Origin of the sequence: Shewanella avicenniae, assembly GCF_017354945.1 — a bacterium.
Classification (GTDB): Bacteria; Pseudomonadota; Gammaproteobacteria; order Enterobacterales; family Shewanellaceae; genus Shewanella; species Shewanella avicenniae.
This window is the reverse complement of sequence record NZ_CP071503.1, coordinates 2,581,844-2,600,847: the sequence shown is the minus strand read 5'-3', so window position 1 is coordinate 2,600,847 and position 19,004 is coordinate 2,581,844. Positions and strand designations below refer to the sequence as shown.

At 50.2% G+C, this 19,004-nt stretch carries 17 protein-coding genes; 14 read left to right on the top strand and 3 right to left on the bottom strand.

Annotated elements, in window-relative coordinates; genetic code table 11:
* Positions 1 to 12: 12 nt before the first annotated feature.
* The 3 genes from odhB to sucD all read left to right on the top strand — a co-directional run bounded on the left by odhB (position 13) and on the right by sucD (position 3,330).
* Positions 13 to 1,212 (top strand): 2-oxoglutarate dehydrogenase complex dihydrolipoyllysine-residue succinyltransferase, encoded by a 1,200-nt coding sequence (gene odhB / locus JYB87_RS11460; RefSeq protein WP_207353627.1) that lies wholly within the window; start codon positions 13 to 15, stop codon positions 1,210 to 1,212.
* Positions 1,213 to 1,291: 79 nt separating this feature from the next.
* Complete coding sequence (sucC, locus tag JYB87_RS11455) at positions 1,292 to 2,458, top strand: ADP-forming succinate--CoA ligase subunit beta (protein ID WP_207353626.1); 1,167 nt, start codon at positions 1,292 to 1,294, stop codon at positions 2,456 to 2,458.
* Complete coding sequence (gene sucD, locus JYB87_RS11450; RefSeq protein ID WP_207353625.1) at positions 2,458 to 3,330, top strand: succinate--CoA ligase subunit alpha; 873 nt, start codon at positions 2,458 to 2,460, stop codon at positions 3,328 to 3,330. Before sucC ends, sucD begins: the two co-directional genes overlap by 1 nt.
* A gap of 122 nt (positions 3,331 to 3,452) precedes the next feature.
* Here the strand turns inward: sucD and fur are convergent, their stop codons facing one another.
* Complete coding sequence (gene fur, locus JYB87_RS11445; RefSeq protein ID WP_207353624.1) at positions 3,453 to 3,887, bottom strand: ferric iron uptake transcriptional regulator; 435 nt, start codon at positions 3,885 to 3,887, stop codon at positions 3,453 to 3,455.
* 261 nt (positions 3,888 to 4,148) lie between these two features.
* On the opposite strand from fur, the gene cobB reads away from it, so the two are divergent.
* The gene (gene cobB / locus JYB87_RS11440) at positions 4,149 to 4,874 is read left to right on the top strand and encodes a Sir2 family NAD+-dependent deacetylase (RefSeq protein ID WP_207353623.1); all 726 of its coding nucleotides are present in this window, start codon (positions 4,149 to 4,151) and stop codon (positions 4,872 to 4,874) included.
* Between the two features lie 105 nt (positions 4,875 to 4,979).
* Here the strand turns inward: cobB and bioA are convergent, their stop codons facing one another.
* Positions 4,980 to 6,293 (bottom strand): adenosylmethionine--8-amino-7-oxononanoate transaminase, encoded by a 1,314-nt coding sequence (gene bioA, locus JYB87_RS11435; RefSeq protein WP_207353622.1) that lies wholly within the window; start codon positions 6,291 to 6,293, stop codon positions 4,980 to 4,982.
* A gap of 128 nt (positions 6,294 to 6,421) precedes the next feature.
* On the opposite strand from bioA, the gene bioB reads away from it, so the two are divergent.
* Genes bioB through bioD form a run of 4 tightly spaced genes read left to right on the top strand, consistent with a single transcriptional unit; the run spans position 6,422 to position 10,091 of the window.
* Positions 6,422 to 7,486, top strand: a complete 1,065-nt coding sequence (bioB, locus tag JYB87_RS11430) for a biotin synthase BioB (RefSeq protein WP_207353621.1) — start codon at positions 6,422 to 6,424, stop codon at positions 7,484 to 7,486.
* Entirely contained in the window at positions 7,487 to 8,629 is a 1,143-nt protein-coding gene (locus JYB87_RS11425; protein WP_207353620.1) for an aminotransferase class I/II-fold pyridoxal phosphate-dependent enzyme, read from the top strand.
* On the top strand, positions 8,616 to 9,362 hold the full coding sequence (bioC, locus tag JYB87_RS11420) for a malonyl-ACP O-methyltransferase BioC (protein WP_207353619.1): 747 nt from the start codon (positions 8,616 to 8,618) through the stop codon (positions 9,360 to 9,362). The genes JYB87_RS11425 and bioC overlap by 14 nt, the downstream gene beginning before the upstream one ends.
* Before the next feature lie 42 nt (positions 9,363 to 9,404).
* On the top strand, positions 9,405 to 10,091 hold the full coding sequence (gene bioD, locus JYB87_RS11415) for a dethiobiotin synthase (RefSeq protein WP_207356685.1): 687 nt from the start codon (positions 9,405 to 9,407) through the stop codon (positions 10,089 to 10,091).
* Positions 10,092 to 10,183: 92 nt separating this feature from the next.
* On the opposite strand, the gene pepE is transcribed toward bioD, so the two are convergent.
* On the bottom strand, positions 10,184 to 10,894 hold the full coding sequence (gene pepE, locus JYB87_RS11410; protein ID WP_207353618.1) for a dipeptidase PepE: 711 nt from the start codon (positions 10,892 to 10,894) through the stop codon (positions 10,184 to 10,186).
* Between the two features lie 253 nt (positions 10,895 to 11,147).
* Between pepE and htpX the strand changes: the two genes are divergently transcribed.
* The 6 genes from htpX to JYB87_RS11380 all read left to right on the top strand — a co-directional run bounded on the left by htpX (position 11,148) and on the right by JYB87_RS11380 (position 18,938).
* Entirely contained in the window at positions 11,148 to 12,014 is an 867-nt protein-coding gene (gene htpX / locus JYB87_RS11405; protein ID WP_207353617.1) for a protease HtpX, read from the top strand.
* Between the two features lie 321 nt (positions 12,015 to 12,335).
* Positions 12,336 to 12,689, top strand: a complete 354-nt coding sequence (gene cctA, locus JYB87_RS11400) for a tetraheme c-type cytochrome CctA (RefSeq protein WP_207356684.1) — start codon at positions 12,336 to 12,338, stop codon at positions 12,687 to 12,689.
* Positions 12,690 to 12,807: 118 nt separating this feature from the next.
* Positions 12,808 to 13,962 carry a tetratricopeptide repeat protein gene (locus JYB87_RS11395; RefSeq protein WP_207353616.1) on the top strand — a complete coding sequence of 385 codons (1,155 nt, stop codon included), beginning with the start codon at positions 12,808 to 12,810 and terminating at the stop codon, positions 13,960 to 13,962.
* Positions 13,963 to 14,262: 300 nt separating this feature from the next.
* Complete coding sequence (locus JYB87_RS11390; RefSeq protein ID WP_207353615.1) at positions 14,263 to 16,914, top strand: nitrate reductase; 2,652 nt, start codon at positions 14,263 to 14,265, stop codon at positions 16,912 to 16,914.
* Positions 16,907 to 17,773, top strand: a complete 867-nt coding sequence (cobA, locus tag JYB87_RS11385; RefSeq protein ID WP_207353614.1) for a uroporphyrinogen-III C-methyltransferase — start codon at positions 16,907 to 16,909, stop codon at positions 17,771 to 17,773. The genes JYB87_RS11390 and cobA overlap by 8 nt, the downstream gene beginning before the upstream one ends.
* Positions 17,757 to 18,938 carry an ANTAR domain-containing protein gene (locus JYB87_RS11380; protein ID WP_207353613.1) on the top strand — a complete coding sequence of 394 codons (1,182 nt, stop codon included), beginning with the start codon at positions 17,757 to 17,759 and terminating at the stop codon, positions 18,936 to 18,938. The genes cobA and JYB87_RS11380 overlap by 17 nt, the downstream gene beginning before the upstream one ends.
* Positions 18,939 to 19,004 lie beyond the last annotated feature (66 nt).

Below are 19,004 nucleotides of genomic sequence, written 5' to 3'. Positions count from 1 at the left end.
GGAAAGCTTTCCATGAGTATCGAAATTAAGGTACCTGTACTGCCAGAATCAGTAGCGGATGCAACCATCGCCACTTGGCACGTTAAGCCGGGAGAGGCTGTTTCACGCGATCAGAACCTGGTGGATATTGAAACTGACAAGGTTGTTCTTGAAGTTGTAGCGCCAGAAGATGGCGTTATGGGCGACTTCTTAGCGCAAGAAGGCGACACAGTGTTGGGCGAACAGTTGATTGCCACCATCACCCCAGGTGCAGTCGTTGGTCAAGAAGTATCAAAAGAGCAAGCTGAAGCGGCAGCACCCAAAGCTGATGCTGAAGCTGCTGGCGAAAGCAACGATGCGCTGAGCCCATCAGTACGTCGTTTAGTGGCTGAACACAATGTTGACCCAAGTAAGATCAAAGGCACTGGTGTTGGTGGCCGCATCACCAAAGAAGACGTTGAAGCCTTTGTGAAATCTGCAGCTAAACCAGCTGCCGCTGTTGCAGCGCCAGCGCCGGTTGCATTGAGCGGTGATCGCAGTGAAAAACGTGTTCCTATGACACGTCTGCGTAAAACCATTGCTACCCGTCTGCTGGAAGCTAAAAACTCAACTGCAATGTTGACTACTTTCAACGAAGTGAACATGAAACCTATCATGGACATTCGTAAGAAGTATCAAGATGAGTTTGAAAAGAAACACGGTATCCGCTTGGGCTTTATGTCTTTCTACGTGAAAGCGGTGACCGAAGCGCTTAAACGTTACCCAGAAGTGAACGCTTCTATCGACGGTAACGACATCGTGTATCACAACTACTTTGACGTGAGCATTGCGGTATCAACGCCACGTGGTCTGGTAACCCCAGTACTGCGTGACACTGACACCATGACCTTGGCTGAGATGGAAAAAGCGATTCGCGATCTGGCCATTAAAGGCCGTGATGGCAAGCTGACTGTTGAAGACATGACCGGTGGTAACTTCACCGTGACCAACGGTGGTGTGTTCGGTTCATTGATGTCGACACCAATTCTAAATCTGCCACAAAGTGCCATTCTCGGTATGCACGCCATTAAAGATCGTCCAATGGCAGTGAATGGTCAGGTAGAAATTCAGCCAATGATGTATCTGGCACTTTCATACGACCACCGCATTATTGATGGTCGTGAATCTGTGGGCTTCTTGGTCACCATCCGTGACTTGTTAGAAGACCCAACACGCTTGCTGCTCGACCTTTAAGACAGCAAAGCAGTACCTCGTGACTGGCCTTCAGTAGAGGGCCAGTTTGTCCAAAAACGTTGTTTACGGATAATCAATCATGAATTTGCATGAGTATCAGGCAAAAGCCTTATTTGCAGAATACGGTTTGCCAGTGTCGGAAGGCTATGCTTGCGACACCCCTCAGGAAGCAGTTGAAGCTGCTGGCCGTATTGGTGGCGACACTTGGGTTGTTAAGTGTCAGGTACATGCGGGTGGCCGTGGTAAAGCGGGTGGCGTTAAAGTTACCAGCGATAAAGAAGAGATCCGCGCATTCGCTGAGAAGTGGTTGGGCAAAAATCTGGTGACTTACCAGACAGACGAGAAAGGTCAGCCAGTTGCCAAGATTTTGGTAGAAAGCTGCACTGATATCGCAAATGAATTGTATCTGGGTGCCGTTGTTGACCGTGCTTCACGTCGTGTCGTGTTCATGGCATCAACAGAAGGTGGCGTTGAGATTGAAAAAGTTGCTGAAGAAACGCCAGAGCTGATCCATAAAGCCATTATCGATCCAATCACTGGCCCACAACCTTTCCAAGGCCGTGATCTCGGTTTCCAACTGGGTCTGAATCCAACTCAAATCAAACAGTTCACCAAGATCTTCATGGGTTTAGCGACCATGTTCTTGGAACACGATTTTGCTCTGTTGGAAATCAACCCACTGGTAATTACTACCGAAGGCAACTTGCACTGCTTGGATGGCAAAATTGGTGTTGATGGTAACGCTCTGTTCCGTCAGCCAAAAATCAAAGACATGCATGACCCTTCACAAGACGACCCACGTGAAGCTCACGCTGCTAAGTTCGAACTGAACTACGTAGCATTGGACGGTAACGTAGGTTGTATGGTGAACGGTGCTGGTTTGGCGATGGGCACGATGGACATCGTTAACCTGCACGGTGGCAAGCCTGCAAACTTCTTGGACGTTGGTGGTGGCGCGACTAAAGAACGTGTATCAGAAGCATTCAAGATCATTCTGTCTGACAGCAATGTGAAAGCCGTATTGGTTAACATCTTCGGTGGTATCGTGCGTTGTGACATGATCGCTGAAGGTATCATCGGCGCGGTTAAAGAAGTCGGCGTAAAAGTACCAGTAGTTGTTCGTCTTGAAGGTACTAATGCTGAACTTGGTGCGAAAGTATTGGCTGAATCCGGTCTGGATATCATCGCGGCGAGCAGCCTGACTGATGCAGCTCAGCAAGTGGTTAAAGCTGCGGAGGGCAAATAATGTCTGTATTAATCAATAAAGATACCAAGGTGATCTGTCAGGGTTTCACTGGTGGTCAAGGTACATTCCACTCTGAGCAAGCACTGGCTTACGGTACTCAGTTGGTCGGCGGTGTATCTCCAGGTAAAGGCGGTACTACCCATTTAGGTCTGCCAGTATTTAATACTGTAAAAGACGCAGTCGCTGCGACTGGTGCAACTGCTTCTGTTATCTATGTTCCAGCACCATTCTGTAAAGATGCGATTCTGGAAGCAATCGACAGTGGTATTCAACTGATCGTTTGTATCACTGAAGGTATTCCTACATTGGATATGCTGCAGGTGAAAGTGAAGTTGGAGCAGACTGGCGTACGTATGATCGGTCCTAACTGTCCAGGTGTGATCACCCCAGGCGAATGTAAGATCGGTATCATGCCAGGTCACATTCACAAGCCAGGTAAAGTAGGTATCGTATCTCGTTCAGGTACTTTGACTTACGAAGCGGTTAAGCAAACTACCGATGAAGGTTTCGGCCAATCAACTTGTGTTGGTATCGGCGGTGACCCAATCCCAGGTACTAACTTCATCGACGTATTGGAAATGTTCCAAAACGACCCACTGACTGAAGCCATCGTGATGATCGGTGAAATCGGTGGTACTGCTGAAGAAGAAGCAGCCGCTTACATCAAAGCGAACGTGACTAAACCTGTTGTATCTTATATTGCAGGTGTGACTGCTCCAGCGGGTAAACGCATGGGTCACGCTGGTGCGATCATCGCCGGTGGTAAAGGTACTGCAGCTGACAAGTTTGCAGCCCTTGAAGCTGCTGGTGTAACGACTGTTCGTTCACTGGCCGATATCGGTAAAGCGCTGCGCGAAAAAACTGGTTGGTAATCTCGAGTTAACAGCTTGTGCTAAAAGGCGCCGAATGGCGCCTTTTTTGTACTAACGTGTTGGCTGAAAGGCAGAAAAAACCGACTATCAGGTCGGTTTCTTCACTCAGGTGTTACAGAAGATTACTCTTCATCACCATGATCACATTTACCATCTACGCTCGTACCGTACAGATATAAGCTGTGGTTGGTGAGCTTGATATTATGTTTTGTGGCTATTTCGTGCTGACGACGTTCAATCACTTCATCAGAGAATTCAATCACTTTGCCACAAGTCAGACACACGAGGTGATCGTGATGGTCTTGAGTTGACAGTTCAAACACCGCTTTACCACTTTCAAAGTGGTGGCGTGACACTATCCCTGCATCGTCAAATTGGTTCAGTACACGATAAACCGTAGCTAGACCAATCTCTTCGCCCAAATCGAGCAACTTTTTGTATAAGTCTTCTGCGCTGATATGTTGATTTTCTGGGCCTTGCATCAGCTCCAGAATTTTTATTCTTGGCAGGGTGACTTTCAAACCCGCTTTCTTTAGTGCTTGATTTCCATCTGTCATGGTGAATCTCTTGATTGCAGAACCCCTTGTCACAGCTTAGGGTTCATCAGTGGGTGTTGGACTCATTATATGAGCAGTTTTTACAAACTTAAACCTTCGCTAGTCTTTTTGAGGCTATCTTAAGCATAAAAGTGGTTTATTGAGCTATATCCCAATAAAAACAAACAGATTGGCACTGATTTTTGTAAGGTTATACCAAGGAACTATTGCTCGCTCGGTTGGTGCTGTGCAGTATGTGATAAAACGCATAAGGGGTCAGGCATGTACCATCGAATAGTTGTGCTGACCGGGGCAGGGATCTCGGCAGAATCTGGGCTACGTACATTCAGAGATCAAAATGGGTTATGGGAAAATCACCATATTGAAGATGTGGCCACGCCAGAGGGGTATGCACGCGATCCAGAATTAGTTGAGCGGTTTTATAACGAGCGTTGGCATCAATTGCAAGATCCCAGTGTGAAACCCAACGCGGCCCATGAAGCGCTGGCGCGGCTTGAGCAAGAGTTTACCGGCGATTTTTTACTGGTAACGCAAAACGTTGATGATTTGCATGAGCGTGGCGGGAGTCGCAAGTTACTGCATATGCACGGAGAATTGTCCAAAGGGCGCTGTCCACGTTCTGGGCAAATTTTTCGGCTGCATGAACCGTTTGGCAATGATAACTGTTGTACTTGTTGTATTCCGGCGCAACGTTTGCGGCCACATATCGTTTGGTTTGGCGAAATCCCCATTGGCATGGATCGTATTCATGACGCGCTAGAGGAGTGTGATCTGTTTATTGCGATTGGCACTTCAGGCACGGTTTATCCGGCAGCAGGTTTTGTTGAAATTGCCAATCATCATGGTGCGATGTCGGTTGAAGTGAACCTCGCGGCTAAGGAGCGCCACAGCTTGTTCCATCTCCATTACGAAGGTAAGGCCAGCGAGATCCTGCCGGGGCTGGTCGATAAGATTTTGGCAGGCAGCTTATTTGCGAATAGCCCATAATTCAACTGATTGCTGTTAAACAGGCGCTTAACGTTTGCTCGTTAAGCGCTTTTTGCTTGCTATCTCAAAACAACCGATTTGGTGCTGGACATCTATTGCAGGCTACTAGCCGTGACTCACAGCGTGTTCTGCCAGTGTGTGTTGCGGTAATGCAGCAACCTCAAGCATGGCGTTAGTGAGTTGCGAGAGTTCTTCTGCGCTGATGACATATGGCGGCATGATGTAGATAAAGCGGCTAAATGGTCGCACCCAAACGCCACGGTTAACAAATTCCTGCTGCAACTTACCGGTATCAACCGTGTGGTGCATTTCGATAACGCCTACAGCACCTAGCACCCGCACCGCTTTCACCTGTGAAAATTCAGCGGCAGGGGCGAGCTCAACTTGCATTTGCGCCTCGATTCTTGCCACTTGAGTTTGCCATTTGCCACTGGCGACTAATGCTAAACTGGCGCGTGCCGCTGCGCAGGCGAGTGGATTGGCCATAAACGTTGGGCCATGCATAAATACGCCAGCCCGTGAATCGCTGATCCCGCTGGCGACTTCATCAGTACACAGTGTAGCTGCGAGGCTGATATAGCCGCCGGTCAGTGCTTTGCCCACACACATAATATCGGGCTGAATATCGGCATGTTCACAGGCAAACATTTTGCCGGTACGGCCAAAACCGGTCGCAATCTCATCCAAAATCAGCAACACCCCATATTGGTCACATAGATCACGCACGCGACTAAGGTACTCAGCGCTGTAGAACCACATTGCACCAGCACCTTGCATTATCGGCTCGATAATCAGTGCGGCGATATGCGCATGCTGTGATGCCAATATTGCTTCGAGCTCATAGGTATCTTCGGTTAACAATGGCGCGCCGAACGGAGTTTTTGGCGCGGGCGCGAATAACTGCTGCGCCACATTTGCGCCAAACATGCTGTGCATGCCTTCTGCTGGGTCGCAAACACTCATCGCCGCAAATGTATCCCCATGGTAGCCACGTCTCACCGTGAGGATTTTACTTTTATCCGCGGCATGGCGACCTTGCCAATACTGCAACGCCATTTTCATCGCCACTTCCACTGCGATTGAACCTGAATCGGCTAAAAACACTTTGCTAAGATTATTGGGCGCTAAGTCCAATAGCTGCTTACACAGTTCGATAGCAGGGGCATGAGTGATGCCTCCGAACATCACATGGCTTAGCTGCTGCAGCTGTTGCTGCATCGCCGCTAAAATTTGTGGATGTCCATACCCATGAATACAAGCCCACCATGAGCTAGTACCGTCGATCAATTGTTGACCATTATCAAGGGTGAGGGTGACAGCGTTTGCCGAGCTAACCCCAAAAACGGTGGCGGGGTTTTGCATCGAACTGTAGGGGTGCCAAAGGTGTTGCTGGTCAAACGAGTAGTCAATATTGCTCATAATGTAATCAACAGTAAACTTGAATTGGTCGGCCGTGTTGACAGCTAACCGGGCACAGGTATGCTAGCCAAAATGAAAATTGGCTTCAAGCCGCATTGTGCAGAGCACGAAATAACAGGAACGCAGATATGGTAGATGCAGTGGTGCGTCACGATTGGCAAAAACAAGAGATTGAAGCGCTGTTTGCGCTACCGATGAACGACCTATTGTTTCAGGCGCATACGATTCATCGCCAACAATTCAATCCCAATGAAGTACAAGTCAGTCGCTTACTCTCCATTAAAACCGGTGCCTGCCCAGAAGACTGTAAATATTGTCCTCAAAGTGCGCGCTACGATACGGGCTTAGAGCAAGAGCGCTTACTCGAAATGGAAAAGGTGTTGACCGAAGCTCGCAGTGCCAAAGCCGCAGGTGCCACGCGTTTTTGTATGGGTGCCGCATGGCGTAACCCTAAAGCACGCGATATGCCTTACCTCACCGAAATGGTGAAGGAAGTTAAATCGCTCGGCATGGAAACCTGCATGACCCTTGGCATGTTGGATCAACAACAAGCCAACGAATTGGCTGCAGCAGGGCTTGATTACTACAACCATAACCTTGATACCTCGCCTGAATTTTATGGCGATATCATCACCACTCGTACCTATGAAGACCGGTTAAACACGCTAGAAAATGTGCGTGCCGCGGGCATGAAAGTCTGTTCTGGTGGCATTGTCGGCATGGGTGAACAAGCATCTGATCGCGCAGGTTTACTGCAACAGCTGGCAAATATGCCGAAACATCCTGATTCAGTGCCGATCAATATGTTGGTCAAAGTAACGGGCACCCCGTTGGCGGACCAAGAAGCACTCGATCCGCTGGAGTTTGTCCGTACTATCGCCGTTGCGCGGATCATTATGCCGCTCTCTCGTGTACGTCTTTCGGCAGGTCGTGAAGAGATGAGCGATGAGATGCAGGCGATGTGTTTCTTTGCGGGCGCGAACTCGATTTTCTACGGTTGTAAGTTGCTAACTACGCCAAACCCAGAAGAAAACGATGATATGTCATTGTTTAAACGCCTTGGGTTAACACCAGAGCAAGGCCGAGCGGCAGTGCTTGAACAGGAAGGTGCTGAAATCGCTCAAGCCGCGAAACACCAACAGGCAAAACAAGCCAAAGCAGCTGGCGAATTTTATGATGCAGGCGCGCTGTAATTGGATTCAACCCATCTGTTAACTCGGATTTCGCAGCGACAAGCAACATTGGCGCAGCAAGGTTTATTGCGCCAACGTCAGTTTCGCACAGCGGTACCAGGCCAGCCGGCAAAGATCTCACAGGCGCAAGCTGAGTTAGTTAATTTTGCCAGTAATGATTATCTCGGACTCAGTTTCGCGCCTGAGGTGGCCGATGCACTGTATCAAGGCGCGCAGCAATATGGTGCAGGTAGTACGGCGTCACCTTTGGTGTCTGGCTATAGTGATGCCCATTACCAATTGGAACAAGCCTTAGCGACGGCCTGCAATGCTGAAGCCTCACTGTTGTTTAGTTCGGGGTTTGCTGCCAATACGGCGTTGTTAAAAACCCTATTTGCTGCGCAAGACCTTGTGCTGGCGGATAAGCTCATTCACGCCTCAATGATTGATGGGCTGCGAGATGCCCAAGTGAAGTTAAAACGCTTCCCCCATAATGACGTTACAGCCGCTGCTCGCATGTTTGAGTCCGCGGTGCCGTTAGCACTGGTAACAGAATCTGTGTTTAGCATGGATGGCGATGAAGCGCCGTTATTGACGTTGCAGCAATTATGCGCCGAACACAATTGCCCGTTGATTGTAGATGATGCTCATGGCTTTTTGCTGACTGACAACGTCCCAATCGTCCCGTTTGCGCGTGTGGTCACCTTTGGTAAAACCCTCGGATGTCAGGGCGCTGCGATAATTGGCAGTCAGCAACTGATCGACTTTCTGGTGGCCAACAGCCGCGAATATATCTATTCCACGGCGCTATCCCCTGCTTGCTGTACGGCAACGCTGGCTGCACTGCACATTGCGCAAACTGGCGCGCCGCAACAACGACTTAAACAAAATATTGCGCTGTTCCGCCAGTTAGCTGAGGCTGCTGGCTTGACGTTAATGCCATCGGCGACTGCTATTCAGCCATTAGTGGTCGGGGACTGTGAGCGAGTGTTACGTATCGCTCAGCAACTCAGTTGCAAAGGTTTTTTAATCGGTGCCATTCGTCCACCGACTGTCCCACAGGGCAGTGCGCGTTTGCGAATTACCTTGAGTGCTTCTCATACCGCCGAGCACATCCAGCAACTGGTTGCTGCAATCACTGAGGTGCTTGATGTCAACGCCTAAACCGCAGGCGGCCACAGAGCTTGTGGCGCAGCGATTTTCTCAGGCCGCCCGCCAATATCAGCAACATGATGTGGTGCAACGGCAAACTCGGCGCCGACTGCTGGAGATGTTACAGGCGCCCGTTGGGCGTCTGCTCGATGTTGGGGCTGGACCCGGAACAGACTTTTACCAACTTAAGCCTAATCAAGTAGTTGCGGTTGACATAGCGCAAGGAATGTTGGCGCAACTTAGTCAAAGCTACACCGATTACCTCGCATTGGCTGGGGATGCGATAAAACTGCCGCTACTCGATGCGTCTGTGGACTGTTATTTTTCAAATCTTGCATTGCAGTGGTGCGACAATCTGGCGCAAGTCGCCGCTGAGGCGTATCGTGTGTTACGTCCAAATGGGCAACTGGCGGTTGCGGTTGTGATTGCCGATAGTCTGCTTGAGCTTCGCCAGTTAGGCTTGCAACGGCGCACTTTTGTCGAGCTTGAGTCGTGGCAAAAAGCCTTTGGCAGCCAAGCGTGGCAGGTGTTATCGGTATCTTGCGAGACGCATCAATGCTTTTTTAACGATTTACGTAGTTTGCTGTATTCCATTAAAGGCGTGGGTGCGTCTTCGGTGACCGAATCCAGCGGGCTGCGAGGTAAGCGACATTGGACACGGTTGCAACAGCAAGCCGAGTTGATGCGCCAACCACAAGGTTTGCCGCTGAGTTATCAGGTTTTATATATTACTGCGCGCAAATAGCCGAACAGAGGCGCTGCAGCGTGACAACTAGGTGAGTCGATGATTTTCTTTGTAACAGGCACAGATACTGACAGCGGCAAAACAGCAATTACTGCCGCGCTATTGCATAAAGCGCGTACCAGCTATGGTATGCGTACCTTGGGGCTTAAGCCTGTGGCTTCGGGGTGCGATCAAACAGAGGATGGCTTACGTAATAGTGATGCCTTGTTGCTTAAATCAGAATCGAGTCTGCAACTGGATTATCAAGCGATTAATCCGTTCAGCTTTGAACCTGCGATAGCACCGCACATTGCGGCTGCCGATCTTGGGGTAGATATCAGCCCGGAAACGATTGTTGCATCGCTGGATTTTACCCAGTTTTCAATGGCCAATTTTTGTTTGATGGAAGGTGCGGGTGGTTGGCGTTTACCTTTGGGCGACAATCGTTTTCTATCTGAAGTGGCAACTGCCTTAGCAGTTCCCGTCATTATTGTGGTAAACATGCGTTTAGGCGCATTAAATCACGCCTTGTTAACCCGTGATGCGATTATTGCAGATGGGTTGGAAGTGGCTGGTTGGGTTGCTAATAATGTGGAGCAACCGATGCAACGCTATCAAGAAAATCTCAGCAGTTTGAAAGAGATGATGCAGGCGCCGTTGCTTGGCGAAGTGCCGCATCTGGCACAATTTTCGGCGGCTGCCGCCGCGCAGCACTTAGATATAACGCCGCTGCTCAAAAAGCGCTACTAAGCCTTGATGAAAACCAAGCCGACATTACGTCGGCTTGATTGTCTTGGGGCATATTTTCACCCCAAGTGTGGTGTTAATGTAGGCGCAATACCTTAGCCCAGCATATGCGACAGATCGCTGCCCGCTGGAACCGGCAACTCTTGCTCTGGACCGCTGAATAGATAGGCGGGCAAGTCACCTAGCAATTCCAATTTGTTCCCCGTCAGTTTAAGTGCGGTGCCCTCTTGAATGCCCAGCACAGGCGTGAGCGGATCAACACAGGTAAATTCCAAAATACGCTGAGCCCGTGTTTCACCGTTATGGCCTGCAATGGTGACATTGCTGTAATGCGGATTAATTTGGAACGGCAGCAGCCCGATGGCGCTGAAAGAGGGCGGTTCGATAATGGGCATATCATTGGTGGTGCGGATGCTTTTCCCTGCAATGTTGGAACCAGCACTCCAACCAATATAAGGTTTACCCGCAATCACTTGCTCACGGATCAAGTGCACCAGATCATAACGATACAGCTCATGCAGCAAATGAAAGGTGTTGCCGCCACCCACTAAAATCCCTTCGGCATCTAGAATGGCTTGCTTAGGGTCACCATATTGATGGATAGACGAGATATTCAGCCGTAATTCAGACAATCCCTGAACCACAGTTTCCAAATACTGCTCGTAAGGCTTACTGACACCCGCATAGGGAATGAAAAGCCACTTCTTGGCATGGCTGGTCATGGGCTTAATAAACGGCAGCGCATGTTGCAGATAAGGGCTATCGCCCGCACGGGAACTGCTCAGTAAAAGTGCGTTTGTGATCATTGGGTTTCTCTATGCTGGTACAAAGGTAATACCATACTAACAAAGGACGTGGTTGAACCTCAATCTACAGCGATTATTCAGCAACTTAGCATTAAGCTTTGATTAAGTTGAGCGCCCTAGACTTCGCCCAAATACAAGGGAAACCCTAATTAAACATTATTTAATATTTGGGTGCTTGAATTCTCAAAAAACGGACATATTATGTCTGGTAGAGCGTACTAATTAGTGGCGAATATTCTCCACAGGAGTCTATATGAAGCGTGTCATTCTTTTTCTGTTAACCAACTTGGCGGTACTGGTCGTGGCATCGGTCGTGATGTCAGTACTGGGCGTGAATACGCAAACCATGAGTGGTTTGTTAGTGTTTGCGGCCATCTTTGGTTTCGGTGGTGCCTTTATCAGCTTGGCGATGTCAAAGTGGATTGCCAAAAAATCAATGGGCTTAGAAGTTATCACCCATCCGCGCGACAACACTGAGCGCTGGTTGTTGGAAACTGTTGCCCGTCAAGCGCAGCAAGCGGGTGTGAAAATGCCAGAAGTGGCGATTTACCAATCGCCAGAAATGAACGCCTTTGCAACCGGTCCGAGCAAAAATAACTCACTGGTTGCGGTGAGTTCAGGCCTGATGTATGGCATGAGCGCTGATGAAGTTGAAGCGGTATTGGCGCACGAAATGAGCCACGTTGCCAACGGTGACATGGTGACCTTGACCCTGATCCAGGGCGTGGTGAACACCTTCGTGATTTTTGCCGCGCGCGTGGTGGCAGGGTTGATCAGCAACTTCCTGTCTAGCGATGAAGAGGAAGGTGAAGGCTTAGGCGGTTTGGCTTACTTTGCCGTGGTTATCGTGCTAGAAATTCTGTTTGGTATTCTGGCATCTATCATCGTGGCCTATTTCTCACGGATTCGTGAGTATCGTGCCGATGCTGGTGCGGCGACGTTAGCAGGGCGCAATAAGATGATTGCTGCGCTTGAGCGTCTTCGTAATGGCCCAGAAACCGGAGAGATGCCAGCCAACATGTCAGCGTTTGGTATCAATGGTAAGCGTTCTATGGCGGAACTGATGATGAGTCATCCACCATTAGAAAAACGTATTCAAGCGCTGCGCGACGCTCGATAAGTGCAAATAAACGCGTGATTTATGCAAAAGAAGGCCATAGAGCCTTCTTTTTTGTTGTAAATTAGTAAAACTTGTAATTAATCTTTACTCTCTGTTTTATCAGCTAAATTTTTTGTGAATCTATTTCCATATTAGACATTAAGTTGATTTAGCGCACATTTTGGTTTTTTATAAGTTGTTAAAGTATCGCAGACTGATATTTAGTTTCGTTACTTGCCGTATTACGGCAGTAAATCTTAAGTCGTGCTATTAAAGCAAACTGGACTGGCATCATTGCGATCAAAAGAATTCCGGCCAGTTTGTGTTACTGGAGGATATATGGTGAGCAAAAAAATTCTTAGCGCTCTGTTTGGCGCAGGTTTAGCAGCAATGGCGTTGTCAACAGGCGCTTTCGCTGAAGAGAAAAAACTGGCTGAGTTCCACGTAGAAATGAACGGCGGTTGTGAATCTTGCCACGCAGACGGTTCACCATCTGCTGACGGCGAACATGAATTCAAACAATGCGTTGGTTGTCACGGTGGTCTGGCTGAAATGGACGCAGTTCATAAGCCACACGACGGCATGCTGAAATGTGCTGACTGCCACGCACCACACGATATGAACGTTGGTCAACGTCCTACTTGTGAAGCTTGTCACGACGACGGCCGTACTCCAGAGAAAATTCTGGGTAAATAATCTCAGCGTTTACGCGTCAAATGCCGGCTTTATGCCGGCATTTTTATGCCTGACTTTCTCAAAATCTGTTACAACTAAAGCATACCTATCGTAAATTCGAGCAAAGGTAGGCAGTCAAATGGGGCGTTACATTGCATGTTTTTCGCTGTTGGTGTTAATCGCTGGATGTGCGACTCAAACGCCGACGTCCGTTCAGCTTGTCCCACCCGTGGGCAATTCCTTTCTTTTTAACGACGTTACCAGCGCCGCGTCAGTGCCAGAGCCTGAAACTTTCTACCGTATTGCTGAGGCAGACACCGCGCGTTTTTTCGCATTTAGTCAAACCCCCGCCGCTAAGCCGCTACCGAAATATCAACAGCTCACGCTGTATCTGCATCAGTTGATGGAGAACTACAGTTACGAAGGCGAAAACTTCACCGCGGCAGAGGCATTGCAGAAAAAGCGTGGTAACTGCATGACCTTAGCCATGCTTACGTATGCACTCGCTAAGTCGGCAAAAGTGAACATTGGCTTCGTTGAAGTGAACGCCGCGCCAATCTTATTGGATGTTGATGATGCGCTTGCCATGTATTCCTCTCACGTGCGTGCTTTGCTGATCGGTGAGGCGGTTGATGGCAAACCGCTAGGGATTAACGCGATTGATTATTTCCCTGACAACAGCTTGGTCATAGCCGGAGGGAAAAGCGTTGATGAAGCCACTTTCATGGCCATGTTTTATCGCAATCTTGCCTCAGATGCGATGTTAGCTGGGCAGCCAAAGCGGGCGTACTGGATAGCGATGAAAGGGTTAGCGATCGCGCCTCAATATACACCGTTAATTAATATGGTTGGCGTGCTGCATCGCCAAGCCGGAGACAACGCCACTGCGATTCAGTTTTACGAATATGGCCTAGCGATAGACCCAAACGATAGCGACATATTGAATAACTACCACATCGTCGCCCTCGCTGAAAACGATCAACACAAGGCGCAGGCGTTGGCTCGGCGGCTGGATGCAGTGATCGAGGTGAAGCCCATCGCCCAATATTTGAGCGCCTTAAGCGCGATGAATGAAGGACAGTACGGCGAAGCGAAGCGCTTACTCAGGCGTTTTCTGAAGGAATATCCCTATTTTCATCGTGCACATCTGTTATTGGCACAATGTCAGTTTGCTCTTGGTAATTTGTCGTCAGCAAAGCGCTCTCTGGCTGATGCAATTCAATATGCTGGGGACAGCGGCAACAAGAATTTGTATAGCGCGAAATTAGCTTGGCTAAAAGATGGACAACCCTAAATGGTCGTTATATTCCCTCAAGGGAACCCGCAACGGCCAGCAGGCAATTTCGGTGTTAATACCTCGCAAGGCATACCTCTTTAGGGGTATTAATTTACTTATATACCTCTTTATAGGTAGTTGATTTATAAGGAGTTTTTGCACCAAACTTGTTCATGGGGGTATTTTTTTGCACTTGTGTTGCGCAAAAGTTAAAACTGACAAATAGCCCTTTTTTGAAAAACTTGTTCTAAATCAAAGTTGTTTAAATATTGGCCTAACCGTTGCAATAAACCTTCTATCAAGATAGGGGGGCTCGCGGTGAAGCAAATTCAAACAAACTGTGCATATTGTGGAGTAGGCTGTGGCATTAGCGTGTCAGCAGCAGCGCAAACTGGCGTAGCAGTTTCTCCGTCGATCTGTACCTTGAAAGGTGATGCCGACCATCCAGCCAACTTTGGTCATCTATGTCAGAAGGGCGAGCGCCTGCTCGACACCCTGCCATTACCTCATGCCTTGCGTTATCCACGTTTAGCCAACGCGGCTGCAACCCTCAGTTGGGATGACGCCACTGATCTGGTCGCCGAAAAGTTTGCCAGCACTATTGCGCAGTACGGCGCTGACTCCGTCGCGTTTTATCTTTCAGGCCAACTGCTCACCGAAGACTATTACGTCGCTAACAAGCTGGCGAAGGGCTTTTGGGGCACAGCCAACGTTGATACCAATTCTCGCCTGTGTATGTCGTCTGCCGTCAGCGCCCATATTCGCGCCTTTGGTGAAGATGTCGTGCCTGGCTGCTATCAAGACTTTGAACTGGCCGATGTGGTGGTGCTGGTCGGCGCCAATACCGCTTGGACTCACCCGGTGCTGTTCCAACGTATTTTGCGTGCCCGTGAATCGCACGGCACTAAGCTGGTGGTGATTGACCCGCGTCGCACCGCCACTGCCCGTCAGGCGGATCTGCATTTAGCGATCAGCCCTGACAGCGATTTATGGCTGTTCTCACTGCTGTTTAAAAAGTTGCATCAGTCAAGTGCTGTCAACCCAGCGTACCTTGAGGCGCATACCGACGGCTTAACCAATGCACTGACCAATCTCGACAACTGGTTAGCCGCTGACAGCGACGTACTGGCGTACTGTGGCATCAGCCAACTGCAATTCGATCAACTGCTGGCGCTGTATCGTGACCACAAAGCTGTGCTGACTGCCAGCTGCATGGGCGTGAATCAATCTATTCACGGCACTGATACCACCAACGCCATCATCAACTGTCATCTGCTCAACGGCGATATTGGCAAACCGGGACGTGGATTCTTTTCGTTGACCGGACAGCCGAATGCAATGGGCGGCCGTGAAGTGGGTGGCTTAGCAACGCAACTCGCCAATCACTTGGGCTTTGCCGAAGATGAGCGTGCGCTGGTGGCTGACTTTTGGGGCAGTGACAATATTGCTACTCACGCAGGGGTTAGTGCGCTGGATATGTTCCAAGCGATGGCCGATGGCAAAATCAAAGCGGTATGGATTATGGCGACCAACCCGTTAGCCTCATTGCCAGACAGCACCTTGGTGCAAAAGGCGCTCGAGACTTGTCCGTTTGTGGTGGTATCGGATATCAGCAGTGATACCGATACAGCCCGTATGGCTGATCTGTTATTGCCAGCCCAAGGTTGGTCAGAAAAGTCGGGCACAACCACCAACTGCGAACGTCGTATCACCCGTCAACGCGCGTTTATTACCAGCAAAGGTGAAGCGAAAGCCGATTGGTGGATGGTGGCTGAAGTGGCTAAAAAAATGGGCTACGCCGGTTTTGACTATGCCAGCGCCGCCGATATCTTCCGCGAATTTGCTGCCTTGTCGGCCAAAGTGAAACAGGCCTATCCGCATAAGCAGCTGGATTTGGCCAAGTTTGCCGAACTCAGCGATGCCGACTATGACGCGCTGAAACCACAACAATGGCCCCTGAGCGCTGACCGTAATCCACGGGTATATAGCTATGGTGAGTTTTCTTTTACCGATGGTCGCGCCCGTTTCGTTACGCCTGCGTTAGTTGACACTCACTACACCGCTGAGCAACTGCTGCTGATCTCTGGCCGTAGCCGTGACCAATGGCATACACGCACTCGCACTGGTCACGTGGCGCAACTGGTGTCGCACGAACAACAGCCTTGCGTGTACGCCCATTCAAGCACCATCAGCGCATTGCAACTGGTTGAAGGCCAAATGGTTGCTTTAACTAGCCCTGTTGGTGGCGAATTACTGCTGCAACTGATGGCGGATGATGCCTTACAAGCCAACCAACTGTTTATGGCAATGCACTGGACTGGCCGCGAAACCGGCAGCTTCAGTGTCAATCAACTGCTGGATACGCGTCGTGATCCTGTGTCTAAGCAGCCTGCATTTAAAGGTCAACCGGTCACCATCACTAGCCGCAACGACATTTGGCAAGGCATTGAATGGGGCGATGTTTCCGCTATCGATAGAGTGCTTTATCGCTTCACTCAAGTATTGAGCGACAGCCATTGCCAGCATGTGGCGCTGCAACAGCAATACCTGCCACAGACCATCAATGGCCTTAAATGGCAGATTGGCCAAGTGGATATCCACTGTGAATTAGCTAATGGCCGTATCAGCGCCATTCGTTTGCTGTCACCTCTGCGTGTTGCGGTAGATAAAGACGCAGTCGCAAAGTTGATCGGGCAAGTGGCCACGGCGCAACTGCTGGGTAAGTTGGAGCAGCTGGTGCGCGCAGGTGACAGTCCGCTGGTGTGCGTCTGCAAAGGCGTGACCCGTGAACAGATAATCACGGTGGCACACAGCTTTACCGGCAAATGCCGTATTGAAGGCGTGCAGCAGTTGACTGGCTGCAGCACCGGTTGTGGTAGCTGTCGTGGCGAGCTGATCTCAATTCTTGAAACTGAATTTTCTGATGCCGCAGCGGCGGTGGTTACTCTGGGGGGAGCACACAATGCATAACATGCAAGCGATGTTGGCGAGCAACCAACTGCCACAGTTGATGGCAGGTGAAGTGGCGTTAGTCGGTGCAGGCTGTGGCAGTTTGGGCAACCTGACCTTAGCGGCATTCAAATTGATTAGCACTGCAGAAGCCGTAGTGTTTGACGCGCTGGTCGATAGCGACATTCTGGCGCTGTTACCAGAAAGCTGCGAGCGTTACGACATGGGCAAACGCGGCGGCGTAGTGTGCGGTGGCAAGGTGTCTTCCAGCCAAGATGCAATCAACCACAAGCTACTGTCACTGGCACAACGCGGTTTAAAAGTGCTGCGCCTCAAAGGCGGTGATCCCAACGTGTTTGGTCGTGGCACTGAAGAAGCGCTGTTTTTAGCCGAGCATGGCATTAAATCGCAATTTGTGGCGGGCGTGACTGCCGCATTAGGCTGTGCCGCAGCTGCCGCAATCCCGCTGACCCATCGCGGTGTATCACGCTCGGTGACATTAGTGACGGGCCACCAAGCCAGTGGCAACACGACTCACCATTGGCGCGCATTGCTCGATCTTGGTAGCACTCTGGTGTTCTACATGGGCAAAGACCAAGCGCAGAAAATCGCGGCTTCTTTGCTGCTCGCCGGTGGTTCAAGCGAGTTACCTATGGTGTTTATCAGTGCAGGTTGCCGTGACAGCCAACAACTGCACTACGCCACAGTGGGCACTATGGCGGCGGTGGCAAAAACCATCAGCAGCGAAGGCCCAACCCTGATGATCATCGGTGAAGTGGTCGCCGTGGGGCGTGAGTTACAACAGCTGATCAACGACATCGACGTTGGCGAACATCAGGTATCTGTGAACGGAGGATTGCGCCATGCTATCGCCGGTTAATTTTGAGTTCACCATCACTGCTCGTGAACTGGTACATGCCTTGGCCGCTGGACCAAAGAAAGCGCGCACGCTGACCGTCGACGAAACTCGCGCCATGATCCACTTATGGGCCAAGGGTGAAATGGACGACCTGCAATTTGGCGCACTGCTGATGATCATGCGTCATCGCGGCGAAACCGCCGAAGAAGTCGCCGGTGCAGCACTGGGCTTACGGGATTTCAGCGTATTTGTCAGCGTACCTGAGCTGGCAGTGAGCTTGGATTGGCCATGTTATGCCGGTAAACGCGAGCAGTTTCCGTGGTTGCTGTTTGCAGCACTGCGTCTTGGAAAAAAAGGCCAACGGGTATTGCTGCATGGTGATGAATTAGCTTCACCTAAGCGCAATCATGTAGCGGCGTTTGTGAAACAAGCCGGCATTGCTACTGCGATTGATGCCAAAAGTGCTGCCAAAGCGCTCGATAGCAAAGGCGTTGTGTATATGGCGCTCGATAGCATGCTGCCGCTGTGGTCACGTATTCGTGAACTGCATCGTACCTTGGGATTACGTAGCTTACTGACCCAAGCGGTACGTTTCTTCAACCCAGCAAACTGCCAATACGGTGTGCGGACGTATTTCCATCACGGTTTAGATGATCACTATCTGGCGGTACTGAGCGCGATGGCAGCTCACAGTCAGCCACAACAAATTTTGATTTTCCGTGGTCATCAAGGTGAAGCGGAGATTAACCCACGCGTTGAGAATGAATTGGTGTTTTGGCGCAATGGTGCGGTGACGCGTGAACTGTTGCCAGCATGTGCGCCACAAGGCACCCAAGCACAGTTGCAACTGCTCGGCACCGATGACGAAGTGTTAGCCCGTTTTGCTGACGTAGCTCGCCCAGGTGCCAGCGATAACAGTCTGCAAGCCGCCGCGGTGAATGCCACCTTGGCCGCCATGCTGTTGCTGCTTGGCAAAGCGGCAACAGCCGAATCGGCAGTGGCTTTAGCTACCAGTGGTAAAGGGCTGGCCAACCCAGCAATCGACGCCCTGTGTCGCGTGTTGATTAAGCAAGGCTGCCGTGATGAGCAGGAAGCATTTCAACTGCTCAGACAGAAATCAATGCACTGCGGCATCAGCATGGACAAGTTAGCGCAGCAATTATTGCTGCACGTTGCTGCCGCGTAGATAGCGTTACCGATATTGTTTGGCCACCTTCGGGGGGCGACCGCAACGAATAGCACCCAAGGGTCA